This window comes from Amycolatopsis sp. WGS_07 (genome assembly GCF_045278895.1).
Lineage (GTDB): Bacteria > Actinomycetota > Actinomycetes > Mycobacteriales > Pseudonocardiaceae > Amycolatopsis.
Genome location: NZ_CP136053.1, coordinates 5990730 through 6014694, shown reverse-complemented (window position 1 = coordinate 6014694; position 23965 = coordinate 5990730). Strand labels below are relative to the sequence as shown.

22 protein-coding genes and 1 pseudogene are annotated in these 23965 nt (G+C 69.9%); 7 read left to right on the top strand and 16 right to left on the bottom strand.

Annotated elements, in window-relative coordinates; translation table 11 throughout:
* Position 1 precedes the first annotated feature (1 nt).
* On the bottom strand, positions 2-1078 hold the full coding sequence (locus RPX00_RS28520; protein ID WP_406629965.1) for an NADH:flavin oxidoreductase/NADH oxidase: 1077 nt from the start codon (positions 1076-1078) through the stop codon (positions 2-4).
* 111 nt (positions 1079-1189) lie between these two features.
* On the opposite strand from RPX00_RS28520, the gene RPX00_RS28515 reads away from it, so the two are divergent.
* Positions 1190-2119, top strand: a complete 930-nt coding sequence (locus tag RPX00_RS28515) for a GlxA family transcriptional regulator (protein WP_406629964.1) — start codon at positions 1190-1192, stop codon at positions 2117-2119.
* Positions 2120-2203: 84 nt separating this feature from the next.
* On the opposite strand, the gene RPX00_RS28510 is transcribed toward RPX00_RS28515, so the two are convergent.
* Positions 2204-5014, bottom strand: a complete 2811-nt coding sequence (locus RPX00_RS28510) for an AfsR/SARP family transcriptional regulator (RefSeq protein ID WP_406629963.1) — start codon at positions 5012-5014, stop codon at positions 2204-2206.
* 295 nt (positions 5015-5309) lie between these two features.
* Here RPX00_RS28510 and RPX00_RS28505 point away from each other — a divergent pair, with 295 nt between their 5' ends.
* Together RPX00_RS28505 and RPX00_RS28500 are read left to right on the top strand one after the other, a co-directional pair.
* Complete coding sequence (locus tag RPX00_RS28505; protein ID WP_406629962.1) at positions 5310-5936, top strand: hypothetical protein; 627 nt, start codon at positions 5310-5312, stop codon at positions 5934-5936.
* Positions 5937-6014: 78 nt separating this feature from the next.
* The gene (locus RPX00_RS28500; protein WP_406629961.1) at positions 6015-6518 is read left to right on the top strand and encodes a hypothetical protein; all 504 of its coding nucleotides are present in this window, start codon (positions 6015-6017) and stop codon (positions 6516-6518) included.
* Here RPX00_RS28500 and RPX00_RS28495 read toward each other — a convergent pair.
* The 12 genes and pseudogenes from RPX00_RS28495 to RPX00_RS28440 form a co-directional block, all read right to left on the bottom strand.
* The gene (locus tag RPX00_RS28495) at positions 6472-7377 is read right to left on the bottom strand and encodes a tetratricopeptide repeat protein (protein ID WP_406629960.1); all 906 of its coding nucleotides are present in this window, start codon (positions 7375-7377) and stop codon (positions 6472-6474) included. The genes RPX00_RS28500 and RPX00_RS28495 overlap by 47 nt on opposite strands.
* Positions 7314-9359 (bottom strand): BTAD domain-containing putative transcriptional regulator, encoded by a 2046-nt coding sequence (locus RPX00_RS28490; protein WP_406629959.1) that lies wholly within the window; start codon positions 9357-9359, stop codon positions 7314-7316. The genes RPX00_RS28495 and RPX00_RS28490 overlap by 64 nt, the downstream gene beginning before the upstream one ends.
* A 481-nt stretch (positions 9360-9840) precedes the next feature.
* On the bottom strand, positions 9841-11154 hold the full coding sequence (locus tag RPX00_RS28485) for an amidase family protein (protein WP_406629958.1): 1314 nt from the start codon (positions 11152-11154) through the stop codon (positions 9841-9843).
* A gap of 69 nt (positions 11155-11223) precedes the next feature.
* On the bottom strand, positions 11224-11916 hold the full coding sequence (locus RPX00_RS28480) for a LuxR C-terminal-related transcriptional regulator (protein WP_406629957.1): 693 nt from the start codon (positions 11914-11916) through the stop codon (positions 11224-11226).
* A complete protein-coding gene (locus RPX00_RS28475; RefSeq protein WP_406629956.1) occupies positions 11916-12590 on the bottom strand; it encodes a GntR family transcriptional regulator in 675 nt (224 codons plus the stop codon). Before RPX00_RS28475 ends, RPX00_RS28480 begins: the two co-directional genes overlap by 1 nt.
* Positions 12591-12617: 27 nt before the next feature.
* Positions 12618-13997 carry an FAD/NAD(P)-binding oxidoreductase gene (locus RPX00_RS28470; protein WP_406629955.1) on the bottom strand — a complete coding sequence of 460 codons (1380 nt, stop codon included), beginning with the start codon at positions 13995-13997 and terminating at the stop codon, positions 12618-12620.
* Positions 13990-14247, bottom strand: coding sequence for a (2Fe-2S)-binding protein (locus RPX00_RS28465; protein WP_406629954.1), 258 nt, complete (start codon positions 14245-14247; stop codon positions 13990-13992). Before RPX00_RS28465 ends, RPX00_RS28470 begins: the two co-directional genes overlap by 8 nt.
* A complete protein-coding gene (locus RPX00_RS28460; protein WP_406629953.1) occupies positions 14244-15263 on the bottom strand; it encodes an NAD(P)/FAD-dependent oxidoreductase in 1020 nt (339 codons plus the stop codon). Before RPX00_RS28460 ends, RPX00_RS28465 begins: the two co-directional genes overlap by 4 nt.
* Positions 15264-15283: 20 nt before the next feature.
* Positions 15284-15394 (bottom strand): annotated as a pseudogene (locus tag RPX00_RS28455) (FAD-dependent oxidoreductase); the annotation flags it as partial.
* Positions 15391-16392 carry a proline racemase family protein gene (locus RPX00_RS28450; RefSeq protein WP_406629952.1) on the bottom strand — a complete coding sequence of 334 codons (1002 nt, stop codon included), beginning with the start codon at positions 16390-16392 and terminating at the stop codon, positions 15391-15393. The gene RPX00_RS28450 and the pseudogene RPX00_RS28455, both read right to left, overlap by 4 nt.
* A 25-nt stretch (positions 16393-16417) precedes the next feature.
* Complete coding sequence (locus tag RPX00_RS28445) at positions 16418-17314, bottom strand: dihydrodipicolinate synthase family protein (RefSeq protein WP_406629951.1); 897 nt, start codon at positions 17312-17314, stop codon at positions 16418-16420.
* A 183-nt stretch (positions 17315-17497) separates the two neighbouring features.
* Positions 17498-18448: an AraC family transcriptional regulator gene (locus tag RPX00_RS28440; protein ID WP_406629950.1), complete on the bottom strand. Its 951-nt coding sequence runs from the start codon at positions 18446-18448 to the stop codon at positions 17498-17500.
* A gap of 36 nt (positions 18449-18484) precedes the next feature.
* Between RPX00_RS28440 and RPX00_RS28435 the strand changes: the two genes are divergently transcribed.
* The 3 genes from RPX00_RS28435 to RPX00_RS28425 are packed head-to-tail and all read left to right on the top strand — an operon-like array spanning position 18485 to position 20523.
* The gene (locus tag RPX00_RS28435; RefSeq protein WP_406629949.1) at positions 18485-19240 is read left to right on the top strand and encodes a nuclear transport factor 2 family protein; all 756 of its coding nucleotides are present in this window, start codon (positions 18485-18487) and stop codon (positions 19238-19240) included.
* A gap of 18 nt (positions 19241-19258) precedes the next feature.
* Entirely contained in the window at positions 19259-19588 is a 330-nt protein-coding gene (locus RPX00_RS28430) for a MoaF-related domain-containing protein (RefSeq protein WP_406629948.1), read from the top strand.
* A gap of 35 nt (positions 19589-19623) precedes the next feature.
* On the top strand, positions 19624-20523 hold the full coding sequence (locus tag RPX00_RS28425; RefSeq protein WP_406629947.1) for an SDR family oxidoreductase: 900 nt from the start codon (positions 19624-19626) through the stop codon (positions 20521-20523).
* A 51-nt stretch (positions 20524-20574) separates the two neighbouring features.
* On the opposite strand, the gene RPX00_RS28420 is transcribed toward RPX00_RS28425, so the two are convergent.
* Both RPX00_RS28420 and RPX00_RS28415 read right to left on the bottom strand, forming a co-directional pair.
* On the bottom strand, positions 20575-21873 hold the full coding sequence (locus RPX00_RS28420; protein WP_406629945.1) for an MFS transporter: 1299 nt from the start codon (positions 21871-21873) through the stop codon (positions 20575-20577).
* Between the two features lie 86 nt (positions 21874-21959).
* Entirely contained in the window at positions 21960-23303 is a 1344-nt protein-coding gene (locus RPX00_RS28415) for a M20/M25/M40 family metallo-hydrolase (RefSeq protein WP_406629943.1), read from the bottom strand.
* Between the two features lie 66 nt (positions 23304-23369).
* On the opposite strand from RPX00_RS28415, the gene RPX00_RS28410 reads away from it, so the two are divergent.
* The gene (locus tag RPX00_RS28410; protein ID WP_406629941.1) at positions 23370-23915 is read left to right on the top strand and encodes an ArsR/SmtB family transcription factor; all 546 of its coding nucleotides are present in this window, start codon (positions 23370-23372) and stop codon (positions 23913-23915) included.
* Positions 23916-23965 lie beyond the last annotated feature (50 nt).

The window sequence follows — 23965 nt, the reverse complement described above, 5'->3', positions numbered from 1 at the left end:
CTCAGGAGCCGTACGCCCCTCGCCGATACTGCACCGGATATGGAGCGTCCGCGACGCCGAGTTCGTGGGCCGCGCGCAACGGCCACGCCGGCTCGCGCAACGCCGCCCGTCCCAGCAGGACCACGTCCGCCGCGCCCTCGTCGAGGATGTCCTGGGCCTGCCGGGGCGCGGTGATCAGGCCCACCGCGGCCGTCGCCGTCCCGGTTTTCGCGCGCACGTCACGCGCGAAGGGCACCTGGTAGCCGGGGGCGGCGGGGATCTGCTGCCGATGATCGTTGCCGCCGGAACTGAGGTCGAACAGGTCCACCCCGCGCGCGGCCAACAACGCTGTCAGCTCAAGGGTTTCGTCGAGGGTCCAGCCGCCGTCGACCCAGTCGGTCGCCGACAACCGCACCAGCAAGGGTGTGCTGTCCGGCAGCACCCGCCGCACCGCCTCGACGACTTCGATCAGCGCGCGGGCCCGGTTCGAGAAGGACCCGCCATAGCCGTCGGTGCGGGTATTCGACAGGGGAGACAAGAACTCGTGCAGCAAGTACCCGTGCGCGGCATGCACTTCGACCGCCCCGAATCCCGCAGCCACCGCCCGTCGAGCGGCGTCGGCAAACGCCCGCACCGTCGCGTCGATTTCGCGAACCGTCAGGACGTCCGGGGCAGCGAGACCCCGATACGGCTCGGGCGACGGCCCGACGGGCACCCATCCCCCGTCCGCCGCGGCGACCACTCCCCTGCCCCGCCACGGCGCAGCAGTCGAGGCCTTGCGCCCGGCGTGCGCGAGCTGGATCGCCGGAACCGCGCCGGCCGCTCGCACGAAACCGGTAATCCTGCTCCACGACTCCGCCTGCTCGTCGTTCCAGATGCCGGTGTCCTGCGGCGAGATCCGCCCCTCCGGCGCGACTGCCGTGGCCTCGGTCAGCACCACACCGAACCCGCCCGCGGCACGTGCGCCCAGATGCACCAGATGCCATTCGGCCGGGACACCGTCCTGGGCGTCGACCGAGTACTGGCACATCGGAGCCAGCCAGACGCGGTTGCGAGCGGTCATGCCGCGCAGGGTGATCGGGTCGAAAAGGCTTGCCATCAGATTCCTTTGCCGGTCAGCCGGTTGTTCGCGGGCGGAGGCACCCAGGCTGCCCGAACCCGGCCCCGTTCAGCGAGTGGCAAATTTGCCCCTCTTCGTTAGTATTTTGCCATGACGGTGCATCGAGTCGCGATACTGGCGCTCGACGGGGTCACCCCGCTCGACCTGGCCATCCCGGCGCAAGTCTTCAACACCCGCCCGGAGACGCCTTACGAGATGAGGATCTGCGGACTGGTGCCGAGGATCACCACCTCCGGATTCGCCCTCGTCGTCGACGGAGACCTCGAAGCAGTACGCGCCGCCGACACCGTGATCGTGCCGGGGTTCGAGCCGCTGCTGCGCCCGCCGGAACCCGCGCTCGAGGCGCTGGCCGACGCCCGCGACCGAGGCCAGCGCGTGGTGTCCATCTGCACCGGCGCGTTCGCACTCGCCGCCGCGGGCGTGCTCGACGGGCTACACGCCACCACGCACTGGCGGCACGTCGATCAGCTCGAACGCGACCATCCCCTCGTCGAAGTCGACCGCGACGTGCTGTACGTCGACGAGGGCGAGGTCCTCACCTCCGCGGGCGTGTGCTGCGGCATCGACCTGTGCCTGCACATCGTCCGCCGCGACCTGGGCGCGGTGGTGGCCAACGAGATCGCGCGCGGCCTGGTCGCCGCACCGCACCGCGACGGCGGGCAGGCCCAGTACGTCCCGGCCCCGGTCGCGGAGGCGGGCGACGCGTCCCTCGCCGAAACCCGCGGCTGGGCACTCGAACGCCTCGACCAGCCGCTCACCCTGCGCGCACTCGCCCGGCACGCCGGCGTCTCCCAGCGTTCCTTCATCCGCCGGTTCACCGAAGAAACCGGCACCACCCCGCTGCGCTGGCTGGTCACCGCGCGGCTGAGCCTGGCCAGAGAACTGCTCGAAACGACCGATCATTCAGTGGACCGGGTAGCCCGCGACTGCGGATTGGGCACCGCGGCTAATCTGCGGCTGCATTTCCGCCGGACCCTGGGGACCACTCCGACCGCCTACCGGCGTGCTTTCACCCAATGACACCGCCTCGTCGCGTCGACCCCGTCAAATGGTTGCGGGAACAGGACATCGCCGATTCCGCAGTGCCTGCCGTTCCTCGAAGCCCTACTCGCGCCTGCCGGGGTCGCTCCGGATGTTGCCGGTGCACGCGGCCAGGTGCTTCTCGAGCCGGTGCGCCGGGGCGACCCGGTGCTGGGTTCGGTACAGGTCAAGGGCTTGGTCCCAGATCCGGTGAGCATCGCCGTGCCTGCCGAGTGCGGCATACGCGTGGCCGAGGTGTTCGAGGATGTCGGCTTCGGTGTAAGTGCGGCCGATGTCGCGGCAGAGGGCGATGGCTTGCTGGTAGTGGTCGATCGCTTGGGCGTCGCGGCCGTCGCGGTGGGCTATGTAGCCGAGGCTGTGCAGCGTGACCATCTGCCCTTCGCGATCGCGATGCTGGGTGAAGAGCAGATTCGCGCGTTCGCAGTAGGCTCGGGCGCGGTCTGGTTCGTCGCAGCGGGCGTGGAACCATCCGGCTTGGTTGAGTCCGATGGCTTCCCAGACGGGGCTGCCGGAAAGGCGGAACAGCCGCAACGCGATCGTGGAATGGCTCAATGCCTGGTGGTTGTCGCCGATCTCGCCCCAGGCCTTGGCCAGGAATCGATGGGTGTGCGCCAGGTCGCGCCGGTCCCGGGTCCGCCTGGCGATGGAGAGGGCGCACCGCAGATGGGTGAGTGCCTCGGCGTGCAAGCCCGCCCGCGAGCAGGCGAGTCCGAGACGTTGCCGGGCCAGCGCCTGGGCGGCTGGATCCTTCAGCCGTTGAGCGGCGGCGAGTCCGATCCGCCAGGTGTGCACGTGATCGTGCAGGCGGCCGCGGGCGAGGAGGAAGTTGTCCAGCACCCACGCCAGCTGCCACGCCGGAGCGTGCCAGTCGTTGTCCGCGGCGAGGCGCTGCGCGGCGACGAGCGAGGGGTGCTCTTTGTCGAACCAGGCGAGGGCTGCTGGAATGTCGGGCAGCCGGCAGGGACGGCATCCGTCGCCAGGAGGGTCGAGTTCGACGGTTTGGCTTGGCTCCAGCAGATTGTCGGCGATGTGCGCGGTGTGCAGGTAGTAGTCGACCAGCCGCCGCAAGGCGGCTGAGCGCCCGGCTTCCGGCTGGCGGCGGGCTTGCTCGCCGGCGTAGAGGCGGATCAGGTCGTGCATCCGGTATCGGCCGGGCGCGCACTGCTGCACCAGGTACGCGTTCTCCAGTTCCCGGAACACCGCGCGGACCCGATCGGTCGCCAGACCGGTGAGGTTGGCGGCCGCGGGCAGGCCGATTTCGGGGCCGGGGGCCAGCCCGGTCAGGGCGAACACGGCGGCTGTCGCGGGATCAAGAGTGCGATCCGACCAGGACAGCACCGTGCGTACGCGCGTGGTCAGCTCTCCGGAATCCAGCGCGTCGAGCCGGGTCGAGGCTTCCCGCAGCTCGTCGGCCAGCGCGGCGAGCGGGAATCGAGGGTGGGCGGCGGCACGGACCGCCACGACGCCCAGCGCCAACGGCAGCCCGGCACAGCAGGCGATGAGTTCGAGCAGGGCTTCCGGCTCGGCCGCGGTCCGGTCCCGGCCGACGAGAGCGGCCAGCAGTTCCGCGGCCTCTCCGTCGGGAAGGGCGTCGAGGTCCAGCGGATCGGCCCGGTGCGTGGTCATCAGGCCGGTGAGCCGCCGTCGGCTGATGACCAGCGTCACGCAGCCGCCGGTGCCGGGCAACAGGTCGAGGACGTGGGCGCTGTCCGCGGCGTTGTCCAGCACGACGAGCATCCGTTTGCCTGCCACCAGACTGCGGTACAGCCCGGCTTGGGCCTCCGGTTCCGGCGGGATCGCGGCCGGGCTGACGCCGAGGGCGGCGAGGAACCCGCGTACTGCCGTCTCGGTCGGGACCGGGCCTTGCGCCGGGCTGAAGCCCCGCAAATCCACGTACAGCTGCCCGTCCGGGAAGTGGTCCAGGTGCTGGTGTGCCCAGTGCAGCGCGAGCCAGGTCTTGCCCATGCCGCCCATCCCCGAGATCACGATCGTGCGCAGCGGTTCGCCCTGTCTCCGCAGTGTGGTGTCGAGGCGGGCGAGCGCCTCGGCCCGCCCGGTGAACAACCGCGGCGGGGCGGGCAGCTGGCGCGGCACGACGACCCGCACCGACCGGGACGTCGCGGCGGTCGCCGGCGCGGCCAGTGCCGGATCGGCGGCCAGGATCCGCCGCTGCAGTTCCCGCAACGCCGGGCCGGGGTCGATTCCCAGCTCGCCGGCCAGCCGCCGGCGGATCCGCCGGTAGTGCAGCAACGCCTCGTTCTGGCAGCCGCTGCGGTAGAGGGCGAGCATCAACTGCCCCGCGACGCGTTCGTCCCAGGGATGTTCGGCGGCCCGGGCGGCGAGTTCGGGCACCAGCGCGGCGTGCTGGCCGCGGCGCAGGCGGAGGTCTGTCAGGTCGAGCTGGGCGGCGTGCCGCTGTTTGGCCAGCACGGCCCGGGTCGCGTTGATCCACGGGGTGTCGAGGGCGGCGAACGGCACGCCTCGCCAGAGCGCGAGAGCCTGCTCCAGCAGCGCCGCGGATTTCTCGTCCTCGGCAGCGTGCGCCTGGTCGATCAGGTTCCGGAACCGGTTCAGGTCAACCGTTTGCTCGTCGACGCCGATCCGGTAACCGGCCGGCTGATGAGTGATGGAGACCGCCGCGGGAGCCAACGCGCGCCGCAGCAGCGACACATAGGTCTGCACCGTCTTGAGCGGACGGCCGGGAAGGCGATGCCCGCCCCACACCCGGTCCACCACCTGGCCGACCGGCACCGGGCGGCCCGCTTCCGCCAGCAGCACCGCCAGCACGCACCGCTGGCGGTCATGGCCGACATCGATCGGCTGCCCGCCGACGCGCACCTCGATCTCGCCGAGCAGCCGGAACTGGATCTCCATCACCACTCCCCCGCGCCGAGCCCTCGCACCGGGACGTCTTCGCCCGACCAAGCGGTTTAAGCGCCGCCAAACCGCTGCCAAGGCGCGGCGGCCCAGACTTTTCCCGGACACCGCACCCCGACAGATGCGTTTCACCGGAGAAACAAACCCGGCCGGCGTGAACAATTCCGGCAAGCCGGACATGGACAGCAACCCCGCGAAAATACTGTAACCGGGTCGACGGCGTCGCGGGGCATTGGCTGCTATTCGCCGCGCTTAACGAATCGGCGGTCTCCCCGACAGGAAAGAGGACGAAATGAACAACCGTGCCTGGAAGGCATGCACCCGAACGGCGGCCGCGATCGCGGTCAGCGTCCTGGCCTTGACGACGGGAGCGGCGGCGGCTTCCGCGGCCCCGCCCGGCTCGTCGCCCTCGTCGGGGATCAAGGTGACCCACGGCCGATTCGACCTCGTCGTTCCGGTCGGCCGGGCGAGACCGGCCGCCCCGGCCGGCGAAATCACCGCGTTCCACGGGTTCAGCAGTTTCCAGACCTTCGTGCTCCAGTCGCACGGCGTCGATCTCGACGGAACGATCGAGGGCGATCTCTGGACCTACAACTACAAGGCCCTGTGGCAGGTCTACAACCTTCCGTCGTCGGACAGCTGGAAGGTCTGGGGCTTCCGCTTCTCGCACGACAGCAACCGGAGCGTGCTGAAGAACACCTACCTCAACCAGGAGCAGCACCACTTCCACGTCAGCGCGCATTTCACGATCAAGGCCGCGGATATGCAGGGCGTGTCCTCCCTGCGCATCGGTTTCGAGACGCTGCGGCTGCAACTCGACGGGACGACCAAGGACTTCACCGTCGTCAACAGCTCGTCCGGCGGCGCCAAGGACGACAAAGACCATGACATCCCCATCCATTTCGACCCGATCTCCTAGCTCTGACGACTGACCGGCGGCGCGCGCGTCGCCGGTCAGTCGCGTTCTCTTCGCTCGGATACCGGACAAGGAGCCGATATGCCGTTCCAGAAAGCTCGTGCGCTGCTCACCATTCGTCGGCCGGCCAGGCCGGCCTGGCGGAATCCGGCGAGAATCGCCGCGACCGCCACGATCACCGCGGCGCTCCTGGCCGCCGGCACCGACGCCGCGTCGGCGGCCGAGGCGCACTTCGTGCCGGAGGCCACCACGATCGGCTGGGACGGCGTCGTCGCGACCGTCTCGTTCCGCGAAGTCGACGTGGCGGTGCGGGGCACGACAACGATTTCCACGAAATTGTCCGCCGAAGTGAAGGCTTTCTGCACGAACGGCGAGTCGAGTCTCGACCTCCGCGCGTCCGCGACCGGCTTGGTCACGACGGAATACCCGATCAGCGACGGCGTCGTCGCCGGAATCGCCAAGTTCCCCGTCCAGGTGAGAATTCAGCACGATCCCGGCTATCAGTGCGTGATCCGCGACCGGTCGATCACCGCGTCCCTCAAGGACCTCCGGACCGGCGCGACGCTGGTGCACCACCAATCCTGACCGTGTGGTCCAGTGCGCTCGCGATGAATTCCTCGACAGCGTCTGCGTGCGGGCTTTTCAGCGCGGTGTAGAGGCGCAGCGCGCAGGTTGCGTGGCGGCGGCTGAGGACGAGTTCGCCGAGGCCGTGGTGGAGGCGGGCGAGGGCGTCGTGGGCGCGTGCTTGTTCGAGGGCGGAATGGGTGTCGCGAGCCAGCCGGAGAGCTTCCTGGTGCTGTGCGAGGCTTTCGCGGCGGTCGGGTGCGGCGGCGGCCAGGCAGTTGAGCAGTTCGGCTTCCACGCTGCGGTTTCCCCAGGTGCGGACCAGATCGAGGGCACGGGCATAATAGGTGCGCGCGTCGTGGTGGTGCCCTTGTGCCTGTTCCAGTTCGCCGAGGCCGGTCAATGCGGTGGCGGCGAGGCCGGTCGCGCCAGCTTCCTCGGCGATGGCGAGGCTGCGCCGCAAATGGTCGTCCGCTTCTGCATAGCGGCCGAGTTCGCGGTAGAGGTCGCCCAGGTTGTTGAGGGCGTTCCCGAGATTGACTCGATGGCCGGCGGCCTGGCTGGCCGCGATCGCGTCCAGGTAACAGGCGACCGCCTGGTCGTGCTCGCCCCGGTACTCGTGGATGATGCCGAGATCGGTGCAGCCGCTGTACTTCACGAGGAAGTCCTCAGGCGAATTCCGGAGAGCTTCGTCGGCGTCGTGGATCGCTTCGTCGTAGCGGCCGAGCCGGACGAGGGTGTGCGTGCGCGCGCAGAGTGCGTAAGACCGGTCGACAGAGTCCGGATCGGCGGCGTCCCGGATGGCGGTGTACAGGGTCAGTGCGTCCTGGAAGTGGCCGCCGTTGTCGAAGTATCGGTACAGCGTGAAGGAAAGGTGCATCGCCATTCTCGGCATGCGCTGGGCGGCGGCTCGTGCGGCTGCGACGAGGTTGTCGCGTTCGGCGTCGAGCCAGGCGAGGGCAGCGTGGGCGTCGGGCAGCGCGACTGTGGGTCCCGAAGGAGGGGGATCGGCGGACGCCGGTACCGCTCGCCCGGGGCGAGCAGGTCCGCTGCGACCGCCGCCACGTGGCAGTAGTGGCCGAGCAAGCGGGTCAGTGCCTCGGCGCTGTCGGCATGTGCGAGTTCGGCGGCGTAAAGGCGAGTGAGGTCGTGCATGCGGTAACGGCCGGGGCGAGGCTGATCGACCAGGCTTGCCGTCTCGAGTTCGGCGAGGATCGTTCGTGCGGCCGGGCGAGGCAGTGCGGCGAGCGCGGCGGCGGCGGGAAGCGCGATGTCGGGCCCCGGAGCGAGGCCGAGTGCCCGGAACACAGCCGCGGCCTGGTCGCTGAGCACGCGGTAGGAGGCCGACAGCGCCGTGCGGAGGCTCCACGGCAGTTCACCGGTGCCGAGCGTGTCGAGCCGCTCGTCGGCGGCGCGCAGTTCCGCGGCGAAGCTGGCGAGCGGGAAATCGGGATGGGTCGCGGCCTGGCTGGCGACGATTCCCAACGCCAGCGGCAGGCCGGAGCAGTGCCGCACCAGTTCCTCGGCGGCGCCCGGCTCGGCGTCCACGCGATCGGCACCCAGCCGGCGGAGGAGGATCGCGCGGGAATCGCGTTCCTCGACCGCGCCCACCGGCAACGGCCGGACATTGTGCGCGGCCAGCAGCGCGTCCAGCCTGCGGCGGCTGGTGATCAAGACGGTCGTGCCACGCCCGCCGGGGAGCAACGGCGCGACCTGTGCCGTGTCGCGGGCGTTGTCGAGGACGATGAGCATCCGCCGGTCGGCGATCAGGCTCCGGTACAACCCCGCCCGGGCGTCGGCGTCCGGCGGGATCGACGCGGACGCCACCCCGAGCGCGGTCAGGAACCCGCCCAGGGCCGAAACTGCGGGCACGGGTTCCTCGACCGGGTCGAAACCGCGCAGGTTCACGAAAAGCTGACCGTCCGGGAACTCGGCGAGATGCTCGTGCGCCCAGCGCAACGCCAGCCAGGTCTTCCCGACACCGCCGCCGCCGGACAACGCCCACGCCGCCGGCTCGCGCCGCTCCCCCAGAGTCGCGAGTTCGCGGGCACGGCCGGCGAAGGCTGCCGGGGCCGCGGGCAGCTGGCGGGGCGTCACCGGCGCGGACACCGGCTCAGGCGGGTCGATGTCCGGTGCCGCGGACAGGATCTGCTGGTGCAGCAGTTGCAGGGACGAACCGGGGTCGACGCCCAAATCGGCGGTCAGCCGCAGCCGGACGCGCTGGTACTCCGCCAATGCTTCCGCTTGCCTGCCGCTTCGGTACAACGCCAGCATCGCCTGTGCCGCAGCGCGTTCGTCGAACGGATGCGCCCGCGCCCGATCCCGCAGCGCCGGCAGCAGCTCGGCATGCCGCCCGCAACGCAAACCGCGGTCAGCCAGGTCAAGTTCGGCGGAATACCGTTCCTGCCCAAGCGAATCCCGCACCGAGTCGAGCCACGGACTCTCGAGGCGCGCGAACGGCTCGCCTTGCCACAGCGCGAGCGCCTCCTCGAATCGCTCCGCTGAGTCAACGTCGTCGGCCGCGGACCGCGCCTGCGCGAGCAGGCGATGGAACCGATGCACATCGACGGTCTCGGGGTCGGCGCTGAGCCGATACCCGCCTGTCTGGCCCTGGAACAGCACGCCCTCGGCCGCGGCCAGCGCCCGGCGAAGGCGGGAAACGTAGGTGTGCAGCGTCGCGCGAGCGCGAAGCGGAGGCGACTCGCCCCAGACCCGCGGGATCAGCCGATCCGTCTGCACGACAGTCCCGAGGTCCAGGAGCAGTGCGGCCAGCACGCATTGCTGCCGGGCCCCGCCGACGTCGACCGAGCACCCGTCGAGCCGCACCTCGACCGCACCGAGCAGAACGAACTCGCACCGCATGTCGCCGCCCCTCCCCTCAGGCGTGCGCAGCAGGTCCGACCAGGCGTTTCAAGAAGATCGCAGGAACCTCGCACGCACCGGCGGCCACGGTGGCCAGCATGACCGGGCCCAAGCCGAGCACGAACCGCCACCGGTCATTGTCCGAAGCCAGTCGGCCGTTGTCGAGACGCACCGCGTGCGTTTCCGCTCGCGCGGCCCGGTCCGAAATGAGGGTTCCATGGTTCACGTCGATCGATGCACGAAGGCCGGACTCGCAGTAGTGGTGACCGGCGCCCTCGCGTCAGCGGTCCTGGCGCCAGACACGGCGGCGGCCGCGCCCTGGGCGAAAGCCATCGCGAGCGAAACAGCATCGTCGCCACGAGGATCTTTCCTGTGGTGTGCGCCCTGCGGACCGGATGACGCCTGGGCGGAAACGGCCGCACCGTGCATACGGGACCGGCACCAGGCCGGGACAGCCGAGGTTCCCTGAAGCCCGGCATGTTCACCGAGAAGCGGCCCCAGCCTCGCCAGTGCAGTCCGCCATCCGTTCGGCAAGGCGCAACGTCCGCCGGTCATCGAACCGGGCTCCCTGAACGGTCAACCCGACTGGAAAACCGGTCTCGGGAACGGCCAGCGGGAAGGTGACCATGGGCGCTCCGAGCATCGCGCCTGGCGTCGTGTTCTGGGTGTACAGCTCGAAAGCGTCCACGCGATTGCCCAGATGTTCCACCGTCCCGTCGCAGTCGACGGGCGGGGCCGGTGCGGGCGTGGTGGGGAACGCGAGCGCGGTGAGGGCGTGCTTGTGCAGCAGTTCCGCGTAGCACGCTCTCGCTTGGTCGGTTTGCCGCTGGGCGATCGCGTACGCGTCGGGCGACACCGGGGACTCTGCCTCCGCCCGCAGGATCTGCCGGACATCGTGGCTGCGCACGTCCGCGACCAGCCGGGCGAACGCCTGCTCCGCGTTCATGCCCAGAGCGCGGGCGGCGACGTCTCCGAGCAGCCGGCGGGCTTCCCAGCAGACGATCGGCATGGCCGCCGCGCGGGTCAGCTCCCAGACTTCCCCGAGTTGCACCGGCACCAGTTCGACGGTGTCCGCGAGCGCGTCCAGGGCCGGTTCGATCGCCGCTCGCGTGCTGGGGTGCAGCGCGTGGAACAGTTCGGCGGGCACGCCGATCCTCGGGCGCGGAGGGTCCTGGTCCGCGGTCGCGCCGAGCATCGTCTGGTCGATCTCGGCTAGGCGCCGCACTGAGCGCGCGAAGATTCCGGGGGTGTCGCGGGTCCACGACAGGCCGACGATGCCCGCGGTCGGCCAGCGTCCGGTGCTGGGGCGGAAACCCGCGACCCCGCACAGGCTGGCCGGGATCGAGATCGAGCCGCCGGTGTCCGTGCCGAGAGCGACCTCGGCATGGCCGCGCGCGACGGCCGCGGCGCTGCCGCCCGAGGAGCCCCCTGCCAGGTAGCCCGGACGGTCCGGCAGGCACACCGCACCGTAGGAGGCGTTTTGCGAGGTGATCCCGAAGGCGAGTTCGTGCATGTTCGCCATGCCGACGACCACCGCGCCCGAGCGGCGCAGCAACGTGACGACCGGGGCGTCGGCCTCCTCCGGCGCGATGTCCAGCAGCTCGCATCCCGCCGATCGGCGCAGTCCGCGCACCGCGATGTTCGCCTTCACCGCGAGCGGATACGGTTTCCCGCCCGCTAACGGAAGCTGGGCCGCGATCTCGTCGGCAGTGCAGGTTTGCGTCCAGTCTCCTGGTTCCGGCCGTGCGACCGCGTCCAGGACAGCGGGGTGGGCGGCCGTGGGGGTAAGCGGCATCCGGGGCTCCTTTGCAGCGGAATGAGGCTTATCCGGGAGTCTCGGCATGCCGCGCGGCCTCCGCCATCGTTATTTCTGACGATGCCGGAGGTGGTACGCCGCCAGGGCCGCGCGGTTGGGCGCGCCGGTCTTGGCAAACGCGTTGCTCAGGTGGGTCCGCAACGTCGGCGGCGCGATGCCGAGGGCCGCGGCGATCTGCTTGTCGCTGTAGCCGTCCGCGACCAGCTCCGCGACCTGGGTTTCGCGCCGGGACAACGGCTTCTGACCGGACGGAGCCTCCCGGGGCCAGGTCCGGGCGACCAGGTTCCCGAAGGACTCGAGGACCCGCGCGTCCGCCTCGGTGAACGCGCGGCCGCCGCGTCCCCGCCACAGCCGCAGGTCCACGGAACCGGGGCCGGCGTCGACCGGGAAGTAGTTCATGCCGTGGTACATGCCGCCGCGGTGCAGGAAGTCGTGGACGAACTCAGCGGAGAACCCGGCGGCCGGGGTGACCCGCGAAGCGCGTCCCCGGGCGAAAAGCCTCGGGGTCAGGTCGTCGACGTGCCGGAAATGCCGGTGGTAGGCGCGAAGCGCGTCGTCGCCGAGGTCGAGCTGGACCGGATCGGCGTAGGGGCCGGAGGAATCGCAGACGAAGGAGGCGAAGACGTCCGCCTTCAGGATGCGACGCAGGACATCGCCCAGCAGAAGGCGCTTCGTCTTCTGCGGTGCGTCCGAGAGGACGATGTCGATCGCTTCGCACGTCAGTGCGTACTCCTGGCCCATCAGGACTTCCGTTTCCGCTGGGTCGGCTCGGCACTGGCCCACGACTCGCGTACATGCCCGATGTGGGTGCGCATGAGTTTCTCGACCAGCCCGGGGTTTCCGCCGGAAATCGCGTCGAGGATCGCGTGGTGTTCGCGGGCGGACTCCTCGAGTTCGCCGCGCTCGGACAAGGCGGCGAGCCCGTACAGCCGGGTATGCGCGCGCAGATCGGCGATCAGGGAGGTCGCGCGGGCGTTTCCGGCGTAGTCCAGCAGCCTGAGGTGGAAGGCCCGGTCCGCCTCGGTGTACGCGATCAGGTCGCCCTCGGCCGCGCCGTCGACGATGGCCTGGGCCATCGCGCGCAGTTCGGGCAGGTCGCCGTCGGGGATGTGCGCGCGGGCGACCAGGGACGGTTCGATCAGCAGGCGAAGCTCGGTGATCTGGTCCAGTTCGCTCTCGGCCATCTCCGTGACCCGGTAGCCCTTGTTCGGGACTGTCTCGACCAGCCCCTCGCGGACCAGGTCGAGCATCGCTTCGCGGACGGGGGTCGCCGACACTCCGAACCGCTTGGCCAGCTCCGGCGCGGAGTAGACCGTGCCCGGTTCGAGTTCGCCTGCCACGACTGCCGCGCGGAGGGCGCGCGAGACTCGCTCCCGGAGTGTCGTCTTCTCGAACTCCTGGATGTTCGCGCTCATCGCCTCACCCCTCTTCTTCCCGGACGCTCATCCTAGTGAGGTCGTCCGCCGCGAGGCGTTCCAGCGACACCGGCGTCGCGATCGACCGCTGGGACATCGGCGCGAGATCGTTGACGCCCAAGCGTTTTCCTTGGGCGAGTTTGGCCGAGGCGAATCCGCACACCCGGCCCTGGCACCAGCCCATCCCCGGGCGCGCCAGGAGCTTCGCGGTCCGTGCGTCGACGGCCCCCAGGGACTGGCAGGCGTCGCGGATGTCCTGGACGGTGACCTCTTCGCACCGGCACACCGTGGTGTCCGGTTCGAGCCAGTCCCGCCAACCTGCGGGCAAGGGGTGCGCGCGATGCATGGCGGCCGCGAAGGCTCTCCCCGCCGCACCTGGCGTTGGAGACGCCCGGCGCGTCGGCGGTCCACGGTGCGGCCGTGGTCCATGGCGGCGGCCATGCCCGCGATCTCGCCTTCCGCAAGCGCCAGAAGCGCCCCGCCGACTCCGGTCGCTTCACCGGCGACGTAGACACCGGCGACATCGGTGCGTTGCCAAGCGTCGACCACGGCAACCAGCGACTCGTCCAGATCGACGCGGGTAGCGGCCCCCGCGGCGAGGATCAGCTCAAGGGACGGAGTGAAGCCCCACCCCAGTGCGACCAGGTCGATCCCGTCGAGCGTCTCACCGCGACCAGTACGGTCGACCTTGCGAATCCGCACCGAGTCGACCTTCTCGTCGCCTTCGATGGCAGCCACGACCGTGCGTGCCCGGAAGGGAATGCGGTGCCGCGCAAAGGAAGCAGCGTACGACACGGCTTCGCCCACTTTGGACGGAACGGCCAGTGCGCCGAGCGGCGTCCGCATCCAGCCCACGGGGCTGTTCGCGTCGCAGACGGCAACGACCTCCGCGCCCGCTTCGGCGAGTTGCCGGGCGACCGGAAGCAGAAACGGCCCGGTGCCCGCGACCACGGCTCGCCGGCCGGGGAGGCTGCCGTGCGCCTTCACCAGGGCCTGGACTCCGCCCGCCGCCATGACCCCGGGGAGGTCCCAGCCCGGGATCGGCAGCTGGCGGTCGTAGGCACCTGGACACAGGATCAGGGAACGCGCGCGGAGGACGGGCGGGGCCGCGGTGCGCACGCTTTCGTGGGTCGGGGCCAGGTGCAGGCGGTGGTCTCCGGGAGCGGGTTCGAGGAGCCAGACCTGGTGTTCCGGGTAATGGTCGACGTCCACGAGGCGTCGGCGCAGCGACTCAAAGGTCGTGCCGTGCTGTCCGGGTACTTGGTCACTCGGCCTGCGCCAGTACTGACCGCCGACCTGGGCCGAGGCGTCGACGAGCGCCACGCGCAGGCCGTTCCCGGACGCGGCCGCCGCGGCAGCGAGACCGCTGGGACCGCCGCCGACCACGACCACGTCGTAGCTACTCATCGGAGTCGCTCCGAAGCACCATGCCGTCCCGGACGGGCACCAGGCAGGCCCGTTGGTCCGGCAGGCCGTCCACGGTGATCAGGCAGTCGAAGCAGACGCCGATCCCGCAGAACAGACCCCGCGGCCGGCCCGCGTGACGAGTCGTGCGCCAGGAACGCGCCCCGGCGTCGGTGAGCGCCGCGCCGACGCTCTGCCCTGCCGACGCGGTGAGCGGCCGGCCGTCGAAGGTCAGCGTCACAGTCTTGGTCACGAAGCCTCCATCACGGCGAAACGTTCGGGTGCGAAGGGCGAAAGATCGATGTCGGGTGCCTCGCCGAGAAGCGATTGGACGAGGATCTTCGCGGTTCCGGCGGACAGGCCGATGCCAGCGCCCTCGTGGCCCGCCGCGTGCCACAGGCCGGGCGCCCGCGGGTCCGGGCCGATGACCGGAAGGTGATCGGGACAGTACGGGCGAAAGCCAAGGTAGCTGCGCATCACCTTGGTCCGGCGCAGCGACGGATAGAGCACGAGCGCCTTCGCGGCGATCTCCCGGAGTGCCTGGGGCGAAACGGAACGGTCGAAGCCCACCCGCTCGCGGGAGGAGCCGATGAGCACCGTTCCGGCTTGGGTTCCCTCGACGACCGTTGACGTTTGGAGCCCTTCGTCGGAGCTTTGCGTGCTCGCGACGTACTCCCCCGCGTACACCTTGTGGAACACGGTCGGCGGCAATGGTTGCGTCACGAGAATGAACCCTCGGCGCGGCAGAATAGGGACGTCCACGCCCGCGAGCGTGGCGACTTCGCCTGCCCAGGTTCCCGCGGCGTTGACCACGCATCCGCCGTACAGATTTCCGCGATCGGTTTTGACGCCGAGAATCCGTTCGCCGTCCCGGAGAAAGCCGACAACCCGCGTGCCGGTGCGAACTTCGGCGCCACGCTCCCGTGCCATCCGAAGCAGATGAGCCGCCGCCAGCATGGGCTGAACCTGGCAGTCCTGGGGATAAAACGCCGCCCCGGAAAGATCACGGGTCAAATGCGGCTCGTATTCGGGAATCGCTTCAGGAGCCACGTCGAGCACTTCGACACCCGCGAGACGTTGCCGCTCCGCGAGCTGGGCCAGCGCGGCGGCAGACTCCACTGTGGACGACACCACCAGCCCGCCCTTTTGCTCGAACTCCCAGAGCGCGCCGTGTTCGCCGAGATCCTCACGCCAGGCAGCCAGCGACAAGAGCGCGAGATCGAGTTCTGGCCCGGCTTCTTTGTCGACACCAGCAGGTTCCCTTCGCACCTGCTGGTCGTGCCGCTGGCCACCTGTCCCTGTTCAACGACTGTGACGGAAAGGCCCGCCCGGGTGGCGAACCAAGCCGTCGCGGTGCCGAGTGCGCCGGCGCCGATGATCAGGACGTCCGGCGTAGTCACAGCTCGAACCCGGCGGGGAACGGGTCGGTCGGGTCGAGCATGTACTGCGCGGTGCCGGTGATCCAGGCGCGTCCGGTGATTGTCGGGACCACAGCCGGTATTCCGCCGACCTTCGTTTCTTCGACCAATCTCCCGATGAAAGTGGTGCCGATATACGACTCGTTGACGAAATCCGTGTCGAGGCCCAGTTCTCCGCGTGCGTGCAGCTGAGCCATCCGCGCGCTCGTCCCGGTGCCGCAGGGCGAACGGTCGAACCATCCGGGATGAATGGCCATGGCGTGCCGCGAATGTTTCGCGTCGGAGCCGGGCGCTTTGAGATAAACGTGATGGCAGCCGGAGATGTCGGGACGCTCGGGATGCTGGGGAATGGCGTGCTCATTGATCGCGGCCATGATCTTCAGCCCGGCGTCGAGCAGTTCGTTCTTGGCCTTCCGGTCGAAGGGCAGGCCCAGGTCGTCGAGGTCGACAATCGCGTAGAAATTCCCGCCGAACGCGAGGTCGTACCGCACGTCCCCGAAACCGGGAACCGCGACGCTCGCGTCCAGCGCCAGCGAAAAGGACGGCACGTTGCGGATCGTGACCGACGTGGCTTTCCCGTCCTTGACCGCGACCTCCGCGACCACCAGACCGGCCGGCGTTTCCAGCCGCACGGTGGTCACCGGTTCGACAACGGGGACCATCCCGGTTTCCACCAGGACCGTCGCGGTCCCGATCGTGCCGTGCCCGCACATCGGCAGCAGGCCGGAGACCTCGATGAAGAGCACGCCGTAATCGGCGTCCGGCCGCGTCGGCGGCTGCAGGATGCTCCCGCTCATCGCGGAATGCCCGCGCGGCTCGCACATGAGAAAGGTGCGCAGGTCGTCGGCGTTCTCCTGGAACCACACGCGGCGTTCGGCCATGCTCGCGCCGGGGAACACGCCGACCCCGCCGGTCACGACGCGGGTCGGCATTCCTTCGGTGTGCGAATCGACGGCGTGGATGATCCGGGTCGTCCTCATCGGTGCTCACCTCCTCTTCCGGGAATCAGCAGTAGCCCTTGTCGAGAGCCGCCTTGGTAGCGGCGTGCACCCGGTCCGCGGCCGCGCCGGTCAAGGCGTGGCGGGGCGGACGGCACGCGCCGCCCTTGCGTCCGGCCAGGTCCATCGACGCCTTGATCGCCTGCACGAACTCGGTCTTGGAATCCCAGCGCAGCAACGGATGCAGGTCCCGGTACAGCGGAAGCGCCGCTTGCGCTTGCCCCGACGTCGCCAAGTCGTAGAGCTTCTTGGACGCGACCGGCAGCGCGTTCGGATACCCGGCGATCCAGCCGACCGCCCCCGCGATGCCGAGTTCGAGCACCACGTCGTCGCTGCCGATCAGCACGTCAAGCCCCGGAGCCAGCTCGGCAATCTCGTAGGCGCGCCGGACGTCGCCGGTGAACTCCTTGACCGCCACGATCAATCCTTCGGCGAAGAGCCGCGCGAGCAGGTCGGGGGTCAAGTCGACCTTGGTGTCGTACGGATTGTTGTATGCCACGACCGGAAGACCGACCGCGGCGGCAGCGCGATAGTGCTCGACGACGGCGTCAGCGTCGGCCCGGTAAGCGTTGGGCGGAAGCAGCAGCACCGACTGCGCACCAGCTTGAGCCGCCTGCTCGATCCAGCGGCAGGTCTCGCGCGAGCCATACGCGGCGACACCGGGCATGATCCCGAAACCGTCCGGTGCGGCCTCGACCGCGACCTCGACGACGCGCGCCCGCTCCTCGTCCGTGAGGGTCTGGTACTCCCCCAGCGAACCGTTGGGGGTCACGCCGTCCATGCCGTTTTCGGCGAGCCACCGGACGTGCTCGGCGTAACCGTCGTAGTCCACCGAGAGATCGTCGTTGAACGGCAGGGCGGTCGCGACGTGGATGCCGCGCCAAGGTCGGTCGACGGTGCGCATCGAGTCCCCTCAGGTGTTATGTGACATTGCACTGACTCTGGCATGGCACTTCCCCGCCGCGCAACCCTCGGCCTCGGAGGGTATTTCTCAAGCCGCGGCGGGGATGTGCTGTGTCAGGGGTGTCTGTTCCACCTCGCCCCGGGCTCGCCGGACAGACCTGGACGTGCGGCCGCCGCCGGTGGGTCAGGTGCGTTCGCGGGTGCGGAAGGCGCCGGGCGGGTGGCCGGTTTCGCGGTGGAAGAACTTGCCGAAGTTGGTGGGTTCGGTGAAGCCGAGGCGTCGGCCGATGGCGGCGACGGGCAGGTCGGTGTGGGCCAGGAGGCGTTTGGCTTCGAGGGTGACGCGGGCTTCGATCAGGGTTTTGGCGGTGCGGCCGGTGGCGGCGTGGCAGGCGCGGTTGAGGGTGCGGAGCGTGTAGCCGAGCCGGGTGGCGTAGTCGTTGGCGTTGCGGGTGGTGGCGAAGGAGCGTTCCAGTTCGTGCTGGAAGCGCATGAAGGTGTCGTTCGCGGCGGGGGCGAGGCCGTCTGGCTGAGGGAGCCGGGCGATGCGCAAGATCAGCGCGCTGAGCAGATGCCGCAGGATCTCGATGGCGATCTCGTCGGTGTCGGCGACGGCGTGGGCGTATTCGGCGGCCAGGTCGTCGATCGCGCGGGTGATGCCGGCTCGCTGGCCGGCCGGCAGGCGCAGGACGACGGGGCCGAACGGGCTCAGCAGGGTGCGGGCCGGCTCCAGCCGGGGCAGGAAGGCGGGGGCGAACAGCACCATCCGCACCTGCAGGTCGCCGCCGGGGGTCCTGGGGCGGGGCAGGCGCAGGACGCGTCCGGGCGTGACGTGGAGCAGCGTGCCCGGGGCGCAGGGGTGATCCACGAAATCGACCATGGTGGTGGCCTGGCCCCTGGTGACAAGGAAGATCTGGTGGAAGTCGGTGCGGTGCACGACCGTACGCGTTTCGGGGGAGATTCTGCCTGTCAGGCGGCCGAGGTCGACGACCTCGACGTCAAGCAAGGCGCGGTCCGGGTTGCCGAAGCTGAACTCGGCAACGGCCGCGGCAGCATCGTGTTGTCCACTTTTGACCATAGCGGTTCCTGATCTTACCTCGCCGTTCCGTCCTGTTCGGACGAACCTGGAGTCCATCAACGCCACACCCGCGAACAACGAAACGAGGGCATGATGAACACCAAGGATCTGGTTGTGCGGGCCACCGGCGAGCTGTTCGGCGCGAAGGACCCCGCCGCGGTGGACCGCTGGGTCGCCGCCGGCTACCGGCAGCACAGCTCGTTGGCGGCGGACGGTCCCGAGGCGCTGCGCGAGCTGGTGGCCAGCCTGCCCGAGGGTTTCCGCTACGAGCCCGCACGGGTGATCGCCGACGGTGATCTGGTCGCGCTGCACGGCACCTACCACGGCTTCGGCCCCCAGCCGCTGGTCGCCTTCGACCTGTTCCGCGTCGAGGACGGCAGGCTGGCCGAGCACTGGGACGCACTGACCCCGGTGGTGGCCGACACGGTGTCCGGCCGATCGCAGACCGACGGCCCGACCGCGCCGGGCGACCCGCACAACACCGAGGCCAACCGGAAGCTGGTGACCGAGTTCGCCCAGAAGGTGCTCAAGGACGCCGACTACTCGGCGCTGACCGACTACATCTCCGCCGAGACCTATCGGCAGCACAACCCGGAGGCCGCGGACGGGCTGGACGGCTTCGGCGCGGCCGCCGCCGCCTGGGCCGAGCAGGGCAAGAACCTGGTCTACCGCACGATCCACCGGGTCGTGGCCGAGGGCGAGTTCGTCCTGGTGCAGTCCGAGGGCGAGTTCGGCGTCCCGGTCGCCTACTGGGACCTGTTCCGGGTCGCCGACGGCAAGATCGTCGAGCACTGGGACGTCATCGCCCCCGTTCCCGCCGAACTCCCGCACGGCAACGGCCTGTTCTAGGAAGGCGAGGAACCCGAGATGAGCAATCTGACCTACGCCGGCAAGACCTACCGGTTCACCGTCGACAACGGCACGGTGTTCCGCAACGCCTACGCCGCCGACGGCACCCGGCTGCACTACGAGGTCCTCGCCGGCCCGGCCGCCGGGGCAACCGAGAACGTCGACCTGCACGCCGCCGAGATCGCCCCAGGCGTGTTCCTGGTCGGCTGGACGGAGAAGTCGGGAATGACGGTCACCCACGCGATGAACCTCGGCACCGGCACCGTTCACGCCTTCTGGACCTACTCCACCGCGCACGGCCGGGTGGGCGAACTGCACACCGGCACTCTCACCGAACTCGCTCGCTGATCTTCGTCCCCGCCAACACTCCCAAGGAGCCCACAATGATCAACCGTCCATCCCTCCCCCGAACCGGAACCGCCCGGCTCCGGTCTGCCAGCCCGATCGCGGTGACCGGGGCGACCGGGCAGCTCGGCGGCAGAGTCGCCCGGCGGCTGGAAGCGGCGGACCGCGCCCAGCGGCTGATCGTGCGGGACGCCTCCAGGGCGCCCGTACTGCGTAACGCCGAGGTGGCAGTGGCCGAGTACGCGGACCGCGCGGCGGTCACCGAGGCGTTGCGCGGGGTGGACACCGTGCTGATGGTCTCGGGGCACGAAGACCCGGGCAGGGTCGCCGCGCACACGGCGTTCGTCGACGCGGCGGCCGAGGCCGGTGTCGCTCACCTGGTCTACATCTCTTTCTACGGCGCAAGCCCCTCGGCCACCTTCACCCTGGCCAGGGACCACGCCGCGACCGAGCAGCACATCCGGGCCAGCGGCCTGGCGTACACGTTCCTGCGGGACAACCTCTACGCCGACTTCCTGCCCCTGCTGGCCGGGCCGGACGGCGTGATCCGCGGCCCGGCGAGCGACGGCCGGGTCGCCGCGGTCACCCAGGACGACATCGCCGACGCGGCGACGGCCGTGCTGCGAAACCCCGGTCCGCACGCCGGCCACACCTACAGCCTCACCGGACCGCAGGCGCTGAACCTGTCCGAGATCGCCGAGCTGATCACCAGGATCACCGGCCGGGAAACCCGCTACCACCACGAAACCCTCGACGAGGCCAAGGCATCCCGAGCCGCCTACGACGCCCCTGACTGGCAACAGGAAGCCTGGATCTCCACCTACACCGCGATCGCCGCCGGCGAACTGGCCCAGGTGACCACCGACGTGGCCACCCTCACCGGACACCCCCCGACGTCCCTCGAACACCTCCTGCTCACCGGCCACGACCGCAAGTAGAACCTGCCCGGCTGGCCCCCGAAGCAGGCGGCTGCCGCACCTGGTCGTTCCTCAGCGCACCCGCAGCCGTTTCCGGGCGAAGACCAGTGCGGCGAGGCTCAGCACCGCCAGCGCCATCACGTAATAACTCGGCGCCAGGTTGCTCCCGGTGACCTCGATCAGCCAGATCACCACCAGCGGCGTGAACCCGCCGAACAGCGACGCGGTGATGTTGTAGCTGACCGACAACCCGGTCGCGCGGGTCCGGGTCGGGAAGACGTCGGCCATCATCGTGCCCAGCGGGCCGACGTACCAGACCTTGACCAGTCCGATCGCGGCCATCACCGCCGTCATCACCGCGAACGTCGGCTGGCTGTTCAGCGCGAGGAAAAGCGGGAAGATCGCCAGCAGCATCACCGAACAGGCGGCGGCCATCAGCGGGATCCGGCCGGTCCGGTCGGACAGCCTCCCGGCGACCGGCGCGAGCACGGTCAGCACGAGCTGGGTGACGATCGTCGTGGTGAAGGCCAGCGATTTGGGCAGGCCGAGGTTCCGGATGGCGAAGGTCGGCATGTAGATGATGAGGTAGCTGATCGCCGTCGACACCGCCATCGCGCCCATCGCGACCAGGATCCGGGTCTTCTGCGAGCGCAGCACCTCCCGCAGCGGGGTGCCCGCCGAATCCTCCTCGAACGCCGGGGATTCCTCCACATGCCGCCTGATGTAGTAGCCGATCGGCGCGATGAGCAGGCCGAAGGCGAACGGGATCCGCCAGCCCCACGACCCGAGCTGCTGATCAGTCAGCACCGCGCTGAGCACGGCGGCGAACACGATGCCCAGCAGCGTGCTCAGCCCCTGGCTCGCCGCGCCCCAACTGCCCATGAACCCGCGGCGTTTCCGGTTGCTCTCCACCAGATACGCCGTCGCGCTGCCGAATTCGCCGCCCGCCGAGAATCCCTGCAGCAGGTTGGCGAACACGAGCCCGATCGGAGCCGCGATCCCGATCGTCGCGTAGTTCGGCATGACCGCGATCAGCAGCGAGGCGACCGCCATGATCCGGATCGACCACACCAGCGCGGCTTTGCGGCCCGCGCGGTCGGCGTAGGACCCGAGAATCATCCCGCCGAACGGACGGATCAGATACGCGACCGCGACGCTAGCGAAAGCCAGCATCAGCGAGACCGCCGGGTCCGTCGCGGGGAAGAATTGTTTCGCCAGAACGTCGGCGAACAAGGTGTAGGCACCGAGGCTGAACCATTCCAGGGTGTTGCCGATCGTGGCCGCCAGCACGATCCGGGACGAGCGCGGCGAGGGAAGACTGTCCGCTGGATTGTCTTGGGTGGCAGGGGAATCCGGGGCGGGGATCGACATGGTCGCCTCCGAGGCGATAGCGGTTCGGCGTCATTGGTGAATCGCGGCTCCGGGCACGGCGGCCCGGAACAACCATGTGCGGGAAATCAGCGCTGCTTGCCCAGTTCGAGCAGGACGTTCGCGGCGGCGGTGATTCCGGCGTGGAAACGGGCGAGTTCGAAGTTCTCGTTCGGGCCGTGGTTGTGCTCGTCGACGTTCGCCAGCGGGATTCCGTAGCACGGCAGCCCGAGCCCGTCGGACAGCGCGGCGATCGGCAGGCTTCCGCCCATCGCGGGCACCAGCACCGCCGGACGCCCCGCGGCCGCGCTGACCGCGTCGGTGATCACCGTGGTGTAAGCCGATTCCGGCAACGTCCGCGACGCTTCCATCAGCCCTCCCGGCACGTGCAGCTCGGCGTGCGGAAGGTGTTCGGCGAGGTGCGCGCGCAACGCCTCGATGACTGTCGAAGCGCGCTGGCCGCCGACGGTCCGGATGTCGCACCGGGCGACCGCGACGGCCGGGATGACCGTGCGGTGGTCGCCTTCGTCCAAACAGGACAGCGAGTTGATGCTGAAGGTCGGCAAGGCGAGCCGATCGTTGAAGCCGACGCCGCCGGGCACGTCCATCCGGTCCAGCCCGACCTCGGCGAGCGCGGCGGGCACGTCGACCGGCAGCGCGTCCAGCGCGTCCCGCTCCGACGGGCTCAGCGGAACCATGCCGTCGGCGATGCCCTTGACCAGGATTTCGCCTTCGGGCGAGCGCATCGTCGACAGCAGCCACACCAGTTCCCACGCCGGGTTCGGCCCGACCCCGCCCCAGTTTCCCGAGTGCAGCGCGGCGGGCGCGCCGTGTACCCGGATCTCGAACCGGACGGCGCCGCGCACCCCGAGGCTGACCGTCGGTTCGCCGCTGTCGTGCACCGGACCGTCGCTCCACAGCACGAGATCCGCGTCCCACTCGTCCCGCAGACCGGCGAGCGCGGCTTCCAGATTCGGGCTGCCGATCTCCTCCTCGCCGTCGAGCAAAACCGTTACGCTGCACGGAAGTTCACCGGTCTCGGCAAGCGCGCGCAACGCGAGCAGCTGCGCGAGATGCTGCCCCTTGTTGTCCCCCGTGCCCCGCCCGTACATCCGGCCGTCCCGGATCGTGGCCTCGAACGGCGGACTGTCCCAAGCGGACAGCGGACCGGCCGGCTGGACGTCGTAATGGCCATAGATCACCACGTGCGGGGCGCCCGCCGGGCCTTCGGCGTGCCCCGCCACCAGCGGCCAGCCGCCAGTTTCGACCTGGCGCGCGTCGAGTCCGCTGCGCCGCAGCAATCCGCACGCGAACTCGGCCGCGTCCGCCATGCCCTCGCCGGTCGCGCTCACGCTCGGGACGCCGATCCATTCGGCCAGCTCCGCCTCGTGCCGCTCCCGGTTCCGCTCCACGTACGACTCGATGCGGCGCACCCGTCCTCCAGTGATTTCATTTTCTGATATCGATACCATCGAAGCAAACCGGCTAAGCTGCTGTCAATGGACGACCGTCTCCCGCGCCAGGCGACCGCCGACGACCTGCGCGCGCTCGCCCACCCGCTGAGCTGGCGGATCCTGCGACTGTGCCTGGACTCCGCGTGGACGAACCAGCAGCTGGCGAAGCGGCTCGGCGAGTCCCCGGCCACCGTGCTGCGCCGGGTGCACGCGCTCGCCGAGGCCGGTTTCCTGGTCGCCGAACCGGCCCGCCGCAGCGACCTCGGCGCGTGGGAACGCCCTTACCGGACCACGCGGCGCACCTGGCATCTCGATCTCGACCAGGCGGGCGACCCGGCGCTGACCGCCCGCGTCGAACTGGCGACCCTGGACGCGCACCGCGCCGAGATGCTCGAAAGCGATCCGGAGTCGATCCAGCAGACCCGCCGCGGCGTGGTCCGCCTCAGCGACGAAGCCGCCGCCGAACTACGCAGCCGGCTGGACGCGCTCCTGGACGAGTTCGTCGCCCGCGAAGAACCGACCGGCCGCAAGCACTCGTTCCTCTGGAGCGTGGTCGAACGCCCAGACGAACCCGACGCGACCACAGACTGAACGGGTGCTTTCGGGCAACCCTCCCCGGCGTTCAGGCACCCCGGCTGTGC